Source organism: Enterobacter cloacae complex sp. SHL009 (assembly GCF_049237205.1).
GTDB classification, from domain to species: Bacteria; Pseudomonadota; Gammaproteobacteria; order Enterobacterales; family Enterobacteriaceae; genus Enterobacter; species Enterobacter cloacae_M.
The window spans coordinates 182611-197275 of record NZ_JBMKIW010000002.1 but is presented as its reverse complement, the minus strand read 5'-3'; the positions used below and the strand labels follow the sequence as shown (position 1 = coordinate 197275).

Genomic DNA, 14665 nt, shown 5'->3' with positions numbered 1-14665 from the left:
ATGTAGGCCCGGCAAGCGCAGCGCCACCGGGCAGGTTTTAGCTCAGAATCGACTTCGGCTCCATAAACGCCCGAATTCCCCACTCGCCCATCTCGCGCCCCACGCCGGAGTGCTTAAACCCGCCGAACGGCGCTTTCGGCTCATGGGCCAGGGTGTTCACCAGCACGCGACCGGAAACAATCTGCTGCGCCACGCGTCGCGCGCGGTTCGCATCGCCGCCCAGCACCATCGCGCTCAATCCGTAATCGGTGTCGTTGGCAATGGCGATAGCCTCCGCCTCGTCACGATAGGGGATCGCGCACAGCACCGGGCCGAAAATCTCGTCACGGGCGACCGTCATCTGGTTGTTCACGTCGGCAAACAGCGTCGGGCGCACAAACCAGCCGTCTCGCGTGCCGTCCGGTCTCCCTTCACCACCCGCCAGCAGACGCGCCCCCTCTTCAATACCTTTACGGATATAGCCCTGCACCCGCTGCCACTGCTTTTCGCTGACCATCGGGCCGACGTCCGTCGCGCTATCGCGCGGATCGCCCGATTTCACCGCCGCCACGGCCTGCGCCAGCGCGGTTTCGATCTCAGCCTTGCGCGCCTGCGGCACCAGAATGCGCGTTCCGGCCACGCACGCCTGCCCGCTGTTCATAAACCCGGCCTGAATCACCAGCGGGATCGCCTGCGCCAGATCCACATCATCCAGCAGGATCGTCGGCGATTTACCGCCTAACTCCAGAGTCACGCGCTTAAAGCTCTCCGCCGCGTTGCGCAGGATCGCCTTGCCGGTATTCGTCGAGCCGGTAAACGAGATTTTTGCCACATCCGGATGGCGGCTGATGGTTTCACCGACGGTTTCGCCGCGCCCGGTGACGATGTTAAACACCCCCGGCGGCAGCGCGGCATCGCGCAGCGCTTCGGTGACAATCCGGGTTTGCAGGGCGCTCATTTCGCTCGGCTTGATGACTGCCGTACAGCCCGCAGCCAGCGCGGCCGCCAGCTTGCCGCAGATAAACCCCGCGTCGCTGTTCCACGGCGTGATAAGCCCGGCCACGCCAAGCGGCGTCATCTGCACCGTCGCTGCGCCTGCGGGGATGACGAACTCAAACGCCTCCAGCGCCTCGATGGCCTGAGCAATCACCTCCGCCGGATAGCTGGCCATCCACGCCGAGCGCGAGGCGGGCGCGCCGTACTCTTCAATGACCGCTTCCAGCAGATCGTCGTGACGGGCGGCCACGGCGGCGTGCATGCGTTTTAGCGCCGCGAGGCGTTCCTGCTTTGTGGTCTGCGACCACGCCGGAAACGCCGCTTTCGCCGCCGCAACGGCGCGCTCCGCGTCAACCTCATCCGCCAGACGAACCTGGCCGATGACCTGCGCCGTCGCCGGGTTGTACAAATCAAACCACTCGGTGCCGTGCGGGGTAATAAATTCGCCGTTAATAAAGATCTGTTCGATGGTGTGCATATAAACCTCCTCAGGCTGTGTGAGCACAGTCTGTCACGGCTTCTCCGTTGCGATAATCCACGCTATGCTGCAAGGGTTATTTCGATTTTCAGGATAATCTATGCATCGTTCAGGTCTGACAGAGCTGGAAGTGGTGATGGCGGTCGTGCGGCGCGGCAGCTTTCGCGCCGCCGCGCAGGAGCTGGGCATGTCCGCCACGGCGGTTAGCAACGCCATCGCCGGGCTGGAGAGCCGCCTTGATAGCCGCCTTTTTAACCGCACCACCCGCAGCGTGGCGCTCACCGACGCCGGACAGCGCTACGTTGCGCGTATCGGCCCGGCCCTGCAGGAGATCCGTCTCGCCAGCGAGGAGATCCACAGCGACACCGGGGAACCCGCCGGCACGCTGCGTCTGAACGTGCCGAACCATATCGGCGCCCTGTTTCTGGACCAGCTGCTGATCGACTTTATGATCCGCTACCCGAAGATGCGCGTAGAGACCGTCAGCGAAGCGCGAATGATCGACATCGTCGCGGAAGGCTACGACGCGGGGATCCGCCTTGAGGAGTCCGTGCCTCAGGACATGATCGCCGTGCCGCTGACCGGGGAGATCCGCCAGCTGGTCACCGCCACGCCGGACTATTTTGCACGCCACGGCATTCCGCAGACGCCGGACGATCTGCTTTCGCATCAGGGGATTGGCATGCGCATGGCCCACGGCGGGATCTACCGCTGGGAGCTGGCCCGTCGGGGGGAAACGTACGCCCTTGCCGTGCCGCCGCGCTTTGCGACGTCCGATCTTTTTGCCTCGATCCGGGCGGTAAAAGCGGGATTAGGGGTGGGATTTTTGCCGGAGCTGTATATCCGGGAAGAGCTGGAGCGTGGAGAGCTGGTGAGCGTCCTAAACGACTGGGCGCAGCCCTTTGCCGGACTGCGCCTGTACTACCCCGGCCATCGCCACGTCCCGCCAGGCCTGCGGGCGCTGGTGGCAACGATCCGCGAGCGCGGGATTATTCCAGGTTAGCCTTGTTCAGCCCGTAAGCCGCGTCCAGCGAGCCGGGTGCCATGCGGGAAGTGATCCCCAGACGGTTCCAGGCGTTGATCGCCACGATGGCGAAATTCAGCTCTGAAATCTCCACGTCCGAGAAGTGCTCCGCCACGCTGCGGTACAGCGCGTCGCTTACCCCGTGAACGCCAATCTGGGTCAGCGCTTCGGTGAAGGCCAGCGCGGCTTTCTCGCGGGCGCTGAACAGCGGAGACTCGCGCCAGGCCGCCAGGTGGTACAGGCGCAGCTCTCGCTCGCCGGCGATTTTCGCCTCTTTCGAGTGCATATCCAGGCAGAAGGTGCAGCCGTTGAGCTGCGATACGCGAATGTCGATCAGGTGCTTCAGCGCCGGGTCGATGGAGGTTTTTGCCACCTCCATGCTCAGGGCGGACAGCGCGTTAGCGAGGGCAGGTGTGGCTTTGTGGTGGTTGACGCGAGTGCTCATGGTCTTTCCTCTAATTTACACTGTATGTGTCATGCGATGAGGTAAATCTACGCCGTTCATGACATAGTAAAAAGATACAAAAATCGTGAAAAGAGGTAGGACATGAAGCCGGGCTATCACGAGATTTATTCCCGCTATCGCGACAACATCACGCGTGGCGTGCTGAAGCCGGGCGATAAGGTGCCTGCCATCCGCGTGCTGGCGGAAGAGCTGAAGGTGGCGCGTAAAACCGTCGAAACGGCGTATGCCATTCTGACGGGCGAGGGGTATCTGGTTAGCCAGGGCGCGCGCGGCACGCGGGTGAACCCGGCTCTTCTGCTGCCCGCGCAAAATGCCGCAGCGGAACAGCCCACCGGCACGCTCCCGGCATCGCTTATCAGCCAGCGGGAACGAGCTGGGTTTCTGCGTCCCGGCATCCCTGCCCTCGACAGCTTCCCCTATAAAAAATGGCTGCTGCTGGCGGGGCAGGCGACCCGTTCCATGCGCCAGGAGGAGATGCTCAACCCGCCGGTGCTGGGCTGGTATCCGCTGCGCCAGGCCATCGCCAGCTATCTCAACATTTCGCGCGGGCTCTCCTGCACTGCCGAACAGGTGCTGATTACCAGCGGGTACAGCGGTAGCCTGCGGCTGATCCTAGACACGCTTGCCAGCCGCAGCGACAAGGTGGTGTTTGAAGATCCGGGCTATTTTATGGGCCAGCAGCTGCTCAAGCGGATCGTGCCGCGCCTGCACACCGTGCCGGTCGATCGCTGCGGCATCGATACGGACTACCTGCTCCGCTACCATCGCGACGCACGTTTTGCCATCGTCACCCCGTCGCACCAGAGCCCGCTGGCGGTCACCCTCTCACTGCCGCGCAAGCAGCAGCTGCTCGACTGGGCCAGCCAGAACGAGGCGTGGATTATCGAAGACGATTACGACGGCGAGTTTCACTACACCCGCAAGGTGCTGCCGTCGCTGAAAAGTCTCGATCGGCACGACCGGGTGATTTTTATGGGCACCTTCAGTAAAACAATCATGCCGTCGCTGCGCATGGGCTACGTGGTGATGCCCGCCAGCACCGTCGGGGCCTTTACCGACTGCGCGGACATTACCACCAGCGGCCAGCCGGTGCTGACGCAAAAGATCCTCACCGCCTTTCTCAACGAAGGGCATTTTTTCCGTCACCTGAAAAAGATGCGCGCGCTGTATCAAACCCGCCGCGACTGGATGATTGCAGCCCTGCGCGAGGTGTATGGCGATCTGTTTTTCACCGAGCAAAATGACGGCGGGATGCATATCGTGGCGTTCCTGACCAAAGGAAGCCGTGACCGGGAAGTGGCACGCTGCTGGCAGGAACAGCAGCTGCAGGTGAATGCGCTTTCGGAGTGGTATCGCGGGTCGGGCAAACGCTACGGGCTGGTGATGGGCTATAACAACGTGCGGTCGTATGAAGAGGCGGTGGAATTGCTGGAAAGGCCGAAGCGGCAGACGCTTGCGCTGCTGAGCTGAACATCGCCGGGTGCGCTGCGCTCGCCCGGCGATGACGTGGCTCATACATCATTCCGCGACAACCCAACGTCCTTAAGCTGCTCGTCGCTCATCCGGCTCAGGATGCGGCGGGTGCGGTTGATGCGATACCAGCGGCAGATCGTTTTGCCGATCCAGACAAACACAATAAACGGACGTTTTGAACGATTCTCGTAGAATTCCATGATGCTCTCCTCACTGTGTCAGTGGGGTTATCATCCCGGAAATCGGCCTGTGCAATACAGATGCAAAAACACCTTTTGTTTAACATACAGATCCGCTAAAACAGTATCTGCATGCCAATTTTCGCAGCAATCTGTACTGGTTTCATAATCTGTATGGTGAAAAAAAAGGATACAGCATGACGCGCTACCAACATCTGGCCAATCTTCTGGCGGAACGCATTCAACAAGGTCTGTATCGCAGCGGCGAACGTCTGCCGTCGGTGCGTGCGCTGAGCCAGGAGCACGGCGTAAGCATCAGCACCATACAGCAGGCCTACCAGATCCTCGAAAACCTCCAGCTGATCACCCCTCAGCCGCGCTCCGGCTATTTTGTCTCGCAGCGCAAGGCCCAGCCGCCGGTTCCGGCCATGACGCGACCGGTGCAGCGCCCCGTGGACGTTACCCAGTGGGATGAGGTGATGATGCTGCTGGACGCCCGCGCCGACAAAGAGATGATCTCCTTTGGCGGCGGCTCGCCGGACATTAACCAGCCGAGCCTGAAGCCCCTGTGGCGCGAGATGAGCCGCATAGCGCAGCATAACCCTGCCGAGATGCTGAGCTATGACGTGCTCGATGGCCGCCTGGAGCTGCGTGAGCAGATCGCCCGTCTGATGCTGGACGGCGGCTCCACCGTGGCAGCGAACGAGATTGTCATCACCAACGGCTGCCACGGCGCGCTGTCGATTGCCCTGCTCTCGGTGTGCAAGCCGGGGGACATCGTGGCGGTAGAATCGCCGTCGTTTCACGGCACCATGCAGATGCTGCGCGGGTTTGACATCAAGGCGATTGAAATTCCCACCGACTCTGAAACCGGGATCAGCATCGAGGCGTTAGAGCTGGCGCTGGAACAGTGGCCGATCAAGGCCGTGATTCTGGTGCCCAACTGCAACAATCCGCTCGGGTTTATCATGCCGGAAGCGCGGAAAAAGCAGGTCTTAGCCCTGGCGCAGCGGCACGATATCGTGATTGTTGAGGATGACATTTACGGCGAGCTGGCGGCGGAGTACCCGCGCCCGCGTACCATTCACTCGATGGATATCGACGGCCGCGTGATCCTCTGCAGCTCGTTTACCAAAACCGTGGCGCCGGGCCTGCGCGTCGGCTGGATTGTGCCGGGGCGCTATTACGACCGGGTGATGCACATGAAATATGCCGCCGGCGGGTTTAACGTGCCGGGCACGCAGATGGCGGTGGCGGCGTTTATTCGCGACGGCCATTACCATCGCCACGTGCGCCGTATGCGTCAAATTTATCAGCAGAATATGGAAACCTACACCTGCTGGGTGCGGCAGTATTTTCCGGCAGAGATTTGCGTCACGCGCCCTCAGGGAAGCTTCCTGCTGTGGATTGAACTGCCGGAGAAGGTCGACATGGTGTGCGTCAGCAAGCAGCTGTGTCGGCTGAAGATCCAGGCCGCGGCCGGGTCGCTGTTTTCCGCCTCCGGGAAGTACCGCAACTGTCTTCGGATCAACGTGGCGCTGCCGCCGACGGAGAAGAATCGCGAGGCGTTGAAGAAGATGGGTGAAGCGATTGTGATTGCGATGGAGGAGGGCTAGCGCGGCCTGATGTCCTCACCCCGACCCTCTCCCACAGGGAGAGGGAGAAAACCGTGCCGCATTATTCGTCGAAGTACCAGTATCCCTGGTTAATCAGCCCGGTGAGCTCTTCTACAAACGCCGGGTTTTTCAGCGCATCGCCCAGCTCGGCCTGACCGAGTTCGGTGTAGCGGCACAGCGCATCCGCCGCTTTCGCGTCTACCGTCTCCAGCTGTTCGCTGTTGATGAAGAAGCTGCCGTTAACGTTCAGCACGCGCAGGCCGCTCAGGCGAGACAGCGTTTCGCCGCCCTGCAGCGCGTCCAGCACCTCTTCCGGCGCATACGGCGGCTCGGCGGCGGCGATATCCAGCTCGTGGCGCGGGGTGGAGACAAAGCTGCCGAACCATTTTGTGAAATCATCCGGCTTGCTAATCATGTCGATCATCATCTGACGAATGCGATCCAGTTCGTACTGCTCCACGCGGCCCGGATGTTCGCGACAGGTCAGATCCGGATCGCTGTAGTGCTCGCCGCCCAGATCGTTTTCCAGCGCGTAATCGGCGAAGCTGCTGATCAGATCGCGACCGTTCGGTCCGCGGAAGCCGACGGAGTAGTTAAGCGCCGTCTCATGGGTAAAGCCGTCGTGCGGGAATCCTGGCGGGATGTAGAGGATATCGCCCGGGGCCAGATCTTCGTCGATGATCGGCTCGAACGGATCGACATGCAGCAGCGCCGGATGCGGGCAGAACTGACGCATCGGCAGCTTGTCGCCAACGCGCCAGCGGCGGCTACCCATCCCCTGAATGATAAACACGTCGTACTGATCGATATGCGGGCCCACGCCGCCGCCCGGCACGGAGAAGGAGATCATCAGGTCGTCCAGACGCCAGTCCGGCAGGACGCGGAACGGACGCACCAGCTCCGCGGCGGGCATATGCCAGTGGTTCACCGCCTGCGCCAGCAGCGACCAGCCGGTTTCACCCAGATCGTCAAATTGCTCAAACGGACCATTGCTGGCCTGCCATTTGCCGTTGAAATGGCTCACCAGACGGCTATCGACTTCCGGCTCCATCGCCAGCCCTGCCAGCTCGTCCGGAGTAATCGGGTCGACAAAATTCGGGAAGGCATTTTTCAGCACTACGGGTTGTTTTTGCCAGTATTTCTCAAGAAATTCCGGCCAGTTCAGGTTCAGTTGATACGCCATGGGTAGCACCAGTGAGAGGGGAAACAGGCGCGATTATAGGCAAGAAGGCAGAGGGGGAACTTGTCATGGGTCAAACGAGGGCGTGTAGGTCGGGTAAGGCGAAGCCGCCACCCGACTCAAACACGCCGCGAAAACTTAATCCAGCTTCAGCTCGTCATAATGGGTAATCAGTTTACCCACGATGCCGTAGTCCAGCGCTTCTGCCGGAGACATCCAGAAGTTGCGATCGGTGTCTTTTTTCACTTTTTCCAGCGGCTGGCCGGTGGCGTCGGCGATCAGCTTGTTCACGCGATCCAGCATGCGGATGATCTCGCGCGCTTCGATCTCAATATCCGTCGCCTGACCGCGCACGCCGCCGAGCGGCTGGTGGATCATAAAGCGGGTGTTTGGCAGCGAGTAGCGGTGCTCTTTTTTCGCCGCCAGGAAGATGGTGATCCCGGCGCTCGCCACCCAGCCGGTGCCGATGACGTGCACTTCCGGGCGGATGAATTTGATGAAGTCGTGGATGGTATCGCCCGCTTCCACGTGGCCGCCCTGGCTGTTGATGTACAGCTTGATCGGATCGTTGCTGACGCTTTGCAGCAGGATCATCTGGGTGATGACCTTCTGCGCCAGCTCCTGGTTGATCTCACCGGAGATAACAATCGAACGAGACTCCAGCAGTTTTTGCTGCAGAGCGCCCGCGCCGTTTGACCCTTCCGCTTTTTCCTTGTCGCTATCTTTCAGTGTGTAGTGCATTGTTATTTCCTCAGCTTGTCGCGCTCAAAACCAGAGTGTAGCCTGTTTTACGGGTCAAAGTCCTCACGGACAGATCGCAATCCACGAAGCGGTGATCGCGGATCCGGACGGCAACCGCATTGAGCTTGTGGGTGCATAAAATCAGCGTTTCGTTCCTTAACCGCCCCGGTCACGTATCGCTATACTTCATCTTCATACGGTTATCATATTGTTAAATGATAATGATAGTTAATGTGTTAAGATGAAAGTCAGCATAAACAGTCCCTTACGTAACCGGCGGGATTGTTTGCATCCTCGACATGTAAATCAGCACCGGGGCGGTGAATGGAACACATTGTGTATGTGGTTGATGACGATGACGCGGTCAGACAGTCCGTGATCGGGCTGCTGGATTCGGCGGACCTGAACGCCGTCGGCTTTTCATCGGCAGAAGCGTTTCTTCAACACCGCTTTGAAGAGCTCCCGTCGTGCGTGGTCCTCGATATGCAAATGCCCGCCATTTCGGGCTTTGAGGTGGCTGATGCCCTTAAGGACAGCGGGCGCGAAATCCCGATTATTTTTCTTACCGGCCACGGCACTATCCCGATGTCGGTGCGCGCCATTAAAGGCGGCGCGTACGAATTTCTCACCAAGCCCGTCGAATCCACCGCGCTTATCGACGCCATCGAGTCCGCGCTTCAGCTGGCGGAACACAACGCCGAGCGCAATAAAGAGCACTACGCCCTGAAGCAGCGCCACATGTCCCTCACCCCGCGCGAGCACGAGGTGCTGACGCTGGCGATAAGCGGCATGCTGAACAAGCAGATTGCCGCCGAGCTGGGCGTCAGCGAGATCACGGTGAAGGTGCACCGTCGCCGCGTGATGGAGAAAATGCAGGTGCGCTCCGTGGCGGAGCTGGTCAGGGCCGTTGAGCGCCTGACCTCAAGCCTGCCTGCGGAGTAACGCTTACCCTTCCTGCGCCGCCAGCGGCAGCGCAAACGCAAACACCGTGCCGTACGGCTCCCGGCGGCGCGCGCTCAGCTTCCCGCAGTGGCGCTCGATGATGCTGGCGCTGATAGTCAGCCCCATCCCCATCCCCTGCGCTTTGGTGGAGTAGAACGAATCAAAAATCTGCTCCAGCCGCTCGGGCTCAATTCCGCTTCCGGTATCGGCGATCTCGACGATCACTTTCCCGTCCGCGTTGGCGGTGCTGAGGGTAATGGTACTGGCGCGATCCTTCACCTCGGCCATCGCCTCTACCGCATTCATCACCAGATTGAGCAGCACCTGCTGAATCTGCACGCTATCGCCGGTGATAAAGCTGTCCTGCGCCCTTAACAGATAATCAACGCTAATGTGTCTCTGCTCCAGCTCGCTGCGCGAAAGCGTGATGATATGGTGGATCAGGTAGTGCATGTCAATGCGCGAGAAGGTGGGATCCTGCTTGCGGGTCAGGGACTGGATGCTGCGAATGATCTCCCCCGCCCGCGCGCCTTCCGCGGCGATCTCCTCCAGCCCTTCGCGCACTTTATCCAGCCGGGCGGGCTCGCGGTTGAGCCAGCGCAGGCTCGCCCCGGCGTTCGAGACGATCGACATCAGCGGCTGATTGATCTCGTGGGCAATGGAGGAGGTCAGCTGTCCGACGGTGGTGGCCCGGGAGACCCGCGCCAGATCCGCCTGCGCAACCCGCATCGCATCCTCCGCGGCGCGCTGGCTGGTGATATCGGTGATGATGCCGTAATACTCGTTCACCTCGCTGCCCACGCCCACCGGATCGCCAATCCCGAGGATGTAGCGGGTTGAGCCGTCGGTACGCTTAACGCGAAACTCCGCGCGCATGGAGAGCCCGTCGCGCACGCTTTGGGTGACGATGGCGCTGATGCGGGCGTAATCGTCCTCATGGACGAAGGTCAAAAACTCCGCCATGGAGATTGTCTTTTGCCGTTCGGGCAGGCCGAGAATGCGGGCGTACTCTTCCGAGACAAACATCAGATCCTGCTCCAGCTCCCAGCGCCAGCTGCCGGTGTGGCTGATCTGCTCGCCGAGCATCAGCGAGGTCTGGCTGGATCGCAGCTCTTTCTCCACCCGGCGGCGCTGGATGTTCTCCGCCAGCAATTCGGCGTACAGCCGCGCCGTCTCCAGGGATACCGCGGCCTGCGCGCCCAGCAGGCTCACCACGCGCGAGTGCTCGGCGGTGAAGACCTCCGGCATCAGGCGGTTTTCCAGGTACAGCACGCCCACCAGCCGCGCCTGTTTGAACATCGGGACGCACATCACCGCCGCCCCCGAGGTCACCAGATAAGGGTCCTGGCTGAAGGGATGGAACTCCTCCGGCCTGCCGGTGCGGATCTCCTGCCCGGTGCGGATCACCGCCGCCAGCACCGACAGCGGCAGGTCGGTCGCCGTCGGCACGTCTTTCAGGATCCGCACCCGCACGCCCTCGGTGCTGGTCCAGGCGCTGGCCTCGATCTCCGGAATCAGGCTCTCGCTCACGCGCAGCAGCAGGCCGCGCTGCGCCCCGGCGCGTTCGAGCAGGATGGTCATCAGGTTTTCGATTAAGCGCTCCAGGTTGATTTCTTCCGACAGCGCGCGGGAGGCTTTGATGACGCTTTGCAGATCGCGGATGGTCTCGTTCTGGGCGAAAGCCACCGTGTCGTAGGCGCTGGCCTGCCCGGAGGCCAGCAGGTGCGGGAAATCCTGCTCCAGCTGGCGCACCTTGGCCTGCGCGCCCGCGCGGCCCCAGGCGGCAATTGCGCCGCGGAAGTGGGCGTCCGAGGCGGTTGGGTAACCGCAGGCCAGCGCGAACCGGCCCGCCAGCTCGTGGGCCAGAGCGTTGATCGGGTTAAACCCGCCCTCGCGGGAGAGCCGGACCGCCTTCTCATACTGCTCGAGCGCAATGCTGTTCATCCCGTCCAGACGCACGATTTCGGCGTAGATCAGCGCCTCTTTATCCGCGAACGTGCCGGGATTAACGCGCGCCCAGAGGGCGATTTTGTCGTAGTGGGCGTGAATGCTGCGGCGGTGGTTCGCCGAGAAGCTCTCCGACGTCAGCTGACGTGACAGCGCCAGGGCGCTGTAGAGATGGTAATCCAGCAGATGGATATGCCCCGGCGCAGACCACGCGTACCAGCCCGCCATCTCGAGATCCGCCTGCGCGTCGGCATATTCGCCGCAGGTAAAGTGCGCCATGCCGCGATACAGCCAGTACCAGAAGAGCATGGTGGAGTTCTTCTCCGGTGCCTGCTCCGGCGACGCGGGAAGCAGCGCCTCCGGCAGCACCTGCGACGCGGTCCAGGTGCCGATGACCGGCGTGCGCAGGAACTCAACGTAGCCGCGCTGGACCATCAGAATGGTCTCCACGTCCTGGAAGTGGGTTTTACGCACGAACGCCAGGCCGCGCTCGATGCTGGTCAACACCCCGTCCAGGTGATCGCCCCGCGAGAGGAAGTTAATCACCTGGTGGCAGGCCGCAAAGCAGGCCATCGTCATATCCCCGTGGGTCACCGCCGAGGTGAAGCAGGCCTTCGCGCATTCGATGGTAAACGATAAAGGCTGGGTCCAGACGCTGAGCTGGTCGAGCGGCAGCAGGGTTTTGGCTTCGAACGCGTCGTAGCCGTGGCGATTCACCAGCTCGCGGGCAAGGGTGCCGTACTGGAACCCGAGGCGGTACTCGGCGTAGCGGTGGCCAATCAGCACGCCAAACCAGGCCATCGCCGTGGTGGAGGCGCCGGTAATGCCGTGGTCGAGGGTCAGGTGCATCATGCGGCAGAGCAGCAAAAAGTGCAGGCGCGGGCAGATGAAGCTGGCGCAAATGCTGGCGCTGTAGAGCAGGTTCATCACCGCTTCGGTTTCCGGGTTATCCAACCGCGACAGCTGGGCAAACAGGTTTTGCGGCGCGTCGGCCGTGCGGTTGCAAAAGAGCGCCCAGGCCTCGTCGCAGTCGGCATCTTCCGGATAGCGGCTAATCTGGATCCCGAAAATCCCCAGCCAGCAGAGCGCCGCCTCCAGCGCCAGACGGCTGTCCGACTGACGAATGTACACCTCCACCAGCAGGTTGGCCGCCAGCGCCTTTTCTGTCAGCCCGCCTGGGCAGCCGAGAATGGCGTCACACAGCTCGCGGGTGCGCTCCAGATGCCCCAGCGCAAACTCGCAGCCCGCCTCTTCGATATCGAGCATAAAGTCCGACACCGTCCCGGCGTTGCCCAGCGCTCTGGCGGTCTGGATATAGCCAAGCGCCGAAAGGTAATCTCCCGAACGCTTCGCGCGCCGCGCGGCCAGCAGGCTCAGCTCGCGGAACATCTCCCGCTGCGGGGCGGGCTGGATGCTGTCCAGCGCGGCCGTGACGTGGTGAACGGCACGGAACAGCAGCTCATTCCCCGCCGCCTGACGCGCGGCGTCGGCAAGCAGGCTGGCGGTGGTCAGGTGAATATGGCTTCTCTCATGCCGATCGAGCAGCGCAAAGGCCGCCTCCTGCACCCGGTCATGAGTGAAGGCGTACTTTTTTTCCGCCAGCACGATGAGCTGGGCCATCACCGCCGGGTGCAGCGCATAGCGCATTTCCGCCATCGACATGCCGACCACGCGGCAGATCATCTCCATCTCGCCCGTGCCGCCGAGGCAGGCGATGCTGCCCAGCAGGCGGCGCGTTTCGTCGGGCAGCTCTTCGAGCTGCTCCAGCACCAGGGTGACGACGTTTTCGGTGTAATGCCTGGCGCGGATCGCCTGCAGATCGTAGTGCCACTTGTCCTGATATTTGTTGTGCACTACCAGGCCGTCATCCACGATGCGGCGGAAAAACTCGTGCACAAAGAGCGGGTTGCCGCCCGTCTTCTCGTGGATCAGCGTGGCGAGATCGGTTGTCGCCGCGCTGCGGGTGCGAAATACCGTCGCCAGCCAGCGCGCCACCGCTTTCACGGAAAGCGCCTGCGGAACAATCTCGCTCGCGTTTTGTGCCGCCTCCGGCAGGCCCGCCAGCAGCGCCTGCAGGGCGGCGTCGGACACGGCGCTGATATCCCGGTGGGCCGCGACCACCAGCAGCGGAACAGCGCCGCAGTTCATCAGCAGGTATTTAAGCGTATGCAGGCTGGCGGCGTCGCTCCACTGGAGGTCGTCGAGCACCAGCACCAGCGGGCAGCCCTGCGAGGCAAAGGTTTTTACCAGCGCCAGCACCATATGGCTGAAGCGCGCCCGGGCATCAATGGAAAACGTATCCGCCGAGAAGCGCGGCTTGCTCTCAAGCAGCAGGCCCAGCTCGGGCACCAGGCTGACGGCCAGCGCCTCGTACCCCTCCAGGGCGCGAGACAGGCGGATTTTCCACTTCGTTACCTCCTCTGCGGGCAGCCCCAGCAGGTGCAGCGTCAGGGTGCGGAACGCGGAGCTTAATACGCCGTAGGGCAGCGACGGCGAAAACTGGTCGACTTTGCCCACCGCCAGCAGCACCGTGCGCTGCTGCAGCGTTTTGAGCGCCGTCGCGATGATCGAAGATTTGCCGATCCCCGACGGCCCGCCGATCGTCACCAGCTCCGGCACCAGGCTCTGCCCCACCCGCTCAAACGCCGCAATAACGTCGTTCGCCTGCGGATGCGTCGCGAACAGGGAGTCCGCCAGATGGATCGCCGGGGTGCGGTCCTGCTGGCCAAGGGTAAAGGCGACGATTTCGCCCTCGCAGGTCAGCGTCGCCTGGCAGCGGCGAAGGTCGGCAATCAATCCGTCGACCGTCTGGTAGCGGTTATCGGGGTGCTTTTCCAGCAGCTTCAGGATGATGGTCGACAGCATTCCCGGCACGTCCGGGCGGATCGCGTCCGGGGCCAGCGGCGCCGAGGCAATATGGTAGTGCGCCCAGTTGGTCTGCTCGTCCTCCCCCAGCTCAAACGGCAGGCGTCCGGTCAGGAGTTCATACAGCACCATGCCGAGGCTGTAGAGATCGCTGCGGCCGTCGACGGGGCGCTGGGTGCGGGTGGTGTGCTCCGGCGACATATAGGCGGGCGTGCCCCCTGAAACAGGAAGCCGGGTCTGGGTGACGGCATCGGAAAGACTGCTGGAAAGGCCAAAGCTGCCCAGACGGCAGGTGGCATCGTGATGAACAAAAATACTGCCGGGCTTGATATCGCCGTGGATCAGGTTTTGCAGATGCATCTGGCGCAGGGGAACGCAGATCTGGATCGCCATCTCGAGAAAGCGCGCGATCCCCGAGATCGCTCTGCCCGCGCGCCGCGCCAGCAGCTCAAACGAAAACGGGGCGTACACCAGCGCGAAGCGCCCCCGGTACTGGGTGGACGCAACGGCGCGGATGGCCCAGCTGTCCTGCAGCGCGTCGCGCAGCGCAAACTCGTTTTTAAGCAGCCGGGTGGCCCGCTCTTCCTCTTCGTCGCTCACCGCGGTGGCGATAATGAACGAACCGCCGGAGTGAGGATGTCGCGCGTGCATCCAGGCGATTCCGCCCTCCTGCGCCAGCACGGTAAAAATCACATCCTCTTTAAGGACAAAAACCCGCCCCTGGTGAAAATTCCCCTGGGCGGGCCAGAATGCAGGCTGCTCGTGTTCGTTCATCCGCG

At 62.0% G+C, this 14665-nt stretch carries 10 protein-coding genes; 4 read left to right on the top strand and 6 right to left on the bottom strand.

The features are described 5' to 3' along the window. Window positions 1-37 precede the first annotated feature (37 nt). Window positions 38-1453 (bottom strand): aldehyde dehydrogenase family protein, encoded by a 1416-nt coding sequence (locus ACOTZC_RS07390; protein WP_163354354.1) that lies wholly within the window; start codon window positions 1451-1453, stop codon window positions 38-40. A gap of 100 nt (window positions 1454-1553) precedes the next feature. Here ACOTZC_RS07390 and ACOTZC_RS07385 point away from each other — a divergent pair, with 100 nt between their 5' ends. After that, entirely contained in the window at window positions 1554-2456 is a 903-nt protein-coding gene (locus ACOTZC_RS07385; protein ID WP_126303637.1) for a LysR family transcriptional regulator, read from the top strand. Here the strand turns inward: ACOTZC_RS07385 and ACOTZC_RS07380 are convergent. Further along, entirely contained in the window at window positions 2443-2922 is a 480-nt protein-coding gene (locus ACOTZC_RS07380) for a carboxymuconolactone decarboxylase family protein (RefSeq protein ID WP_008501331.1), read from the bottom strand. The genes ACOTZC_RS07385 and ACOTZC_RS07380 overlap by 14 nt on opposite strands. 102 nt (window positions 2923-3024) lie before the next feature. On the opposite strand from ACOTZC_RS07380, the gene ACOTZC_RS07375 reads away from it, so the two are divergent. Continuing rightward, window positions 3025-4413 carry a PLP-dependent aminotransferase family protein gene (locus tag ACOTZC_RS07375; RefSeq protein ID WP_163354352.1) on the top strand — a complete coding sequence of 463 codons (1389 nt, stop codon included), beginning with the start codon at window positions 3025-3027 and terminating at the stop codon, window positions 4411-4413. 41 nt (window positions 4414-4454) lie between these two features. On the opposite strand, the gene ACOTZC_RS07370 is transcribed toward ACOTZC_RS07375, so the two are convergent. Next, on the bottom strand, window positions 4455-4616 hold the full coding sequence (locus ACOTZC_RS07370) for a DUF1127 domain-containing protein (RefSeq protein ID WP_045404540.1): 162 nt from the start codon (window positions 4614-4616) through the stop codon (window positions 4455-4457). Window positions 4617-4792: 176 nt separating this feature from the next. On the opposite strand from ACOTZC_RS07370, the gene ACOTZC_RS07365 reads away from it, so the two are divergent. After that, window positions 4793-6211 carry a PLP-dependent aminotransferase family protein gene (locus tag ACOTZC_RS07365; protein ID WP_045404543.1) on the top strand — a complete coding sequence of 473 codons (1419 nt, stop codon included), beginning with the start codon at window positions 4793-4795 and terminating at the stop codon, window positions 6209-6211. 61 nt (window positions 6212-6272) lie between these two features. Here ACOTZC_RS07365 and ACOTZC_RS07360 read toward each other — a convergent pair whose 3' ends face one another. Together ACOTZC_RS07360 and ACOTZC_RS07355 are read right to left on the bottom strand one after the other, a co-directional pair. After that, window positions 6273-7394 (bottom strand): cupin domain-containing protein, encoded by a 1122-nt coding sequence (locus tag ACOTZC_RS07360; RefSeq protein WP_163354350.1) that lies wholly within the window; start codon window positions 7392-7394, stop codon window positions 6273-6275. 135 nt (window positions 7395-7529) lie between these two features. Further along, window positions 7530-8132: an ATP-dependent Clp protease proteolytic subunit gene (locus tag ACOTZC_RS07355; RefSeq protein ID WP_023310243.1), complete on the bottom strand. Its 603-nt coding sequence runs from the start codon at window positions 8130-8132 to the stop codon at window positions 7530-7532. A gap of 324 nt (window positions 8133-8456) precedes the next feature. On the opposite strand from ACOTZC_RS07355, the gene ACOTZC_RS07350 reads away from it, so the two are divergent. Then, complete coding sequence (locus ACOTZC_RS07350; RefSeq protein ID WP_045357388.1) at window positions 8457-9074, top strand: response regulator transcription factor; 618 nt, start codon at window positions 8457-8459, stop codon at window positions 9072-9074. 3 nt (window positions 9075-9077) lie between these two features. Here the strand turns inward: ACOTZC_RS07350 and ACOTZC_RS07345 are convergent, their stop codons facing one another. Beyond that, entirely contained in the window at window positions 9078-14660 is a 5583-nt protein-coding gene (locus ACOTZC_RS07345; RefSeq protein WP_421635699.1) for an ATP-binding protein, read from the bottom strand. Between the last annotated feature and the right edge of the window lie 5 nt (window positions 14661-14665).

Bases quoted from the DNA above. Each gene is read 5' to 3' on its own strand.
- ACOTZC_RS07370 (WP_045404540.1), bottom strand. From the start codon at position 4,616: ATGGAATTCTACGAGAATCGTTCAAAACGTCCGTTTATTGTGTTTGTC.
- ACOTZC_RS07360 (WP_163354350.1), bottom strand. From the start codon at position 7,394: ATGGCGTATCAACTGAACCTGAACTGGCCGGAATTTCTTGAGAAATAC.
- ACOTZC_RS07390 (WP_163354354.1), bottom strand. From the start codon at position 1,453: ATGCACACCATCGAACAGATCTTTATTAACGGCGAATTTATTACCCCG.
- ACOTZC_RS07365 (WP_045404543.1), top strand. From the start codon at position 4,793: ATGACGCGCTACCAACATCTGGCCAATCTTCTGGCGGAACGCATTCAA.
- ACOTZC_RS07345 (WP_421635699.1), bottom strand. From the start codon at position 14,660: ATGAACGAACACGAGCAGCCTGCATTCTGGCCCGCCCAGGGGAATTTT.
- ACOTZC_RS07350 (WP_045357388.1), top strand. From the start codon at position 8,457: ATGGAACACATTGTGTATGTGGTTGATGACGATGACGCGGTCAGACAG.
- ACOTZC_RS07380 (WP_008501331.1), bottom strand. From the start codon at position 2,922: ATGAGCACTCGCGTCAACCACCACAAAGCCACACCTGCCCTCGCTAAC.
- ACOTZC_RS07355 (WP_023310243.1), bottom strand. From the start codon at position 8,132: ATGCACTACACACTGAAAGATAGCGACAAGGAAAAAGCGGAAGGGTCA.
- ACOTZC_RS07385 (WP_126303637.1), top strand. From the start codon at position 1,554: ATGCATCGTTCAGGTCTGACAGAGCTGGAAGTGGTGATGGCGGTCGTG.
- ACOTZC_RS07375 (WP_163354352.1), top strand. From the start codon at position 3,025: ATGAAGCCGGGCTATCACGAGATTTATTCCCGCTATCGCGACAACATC.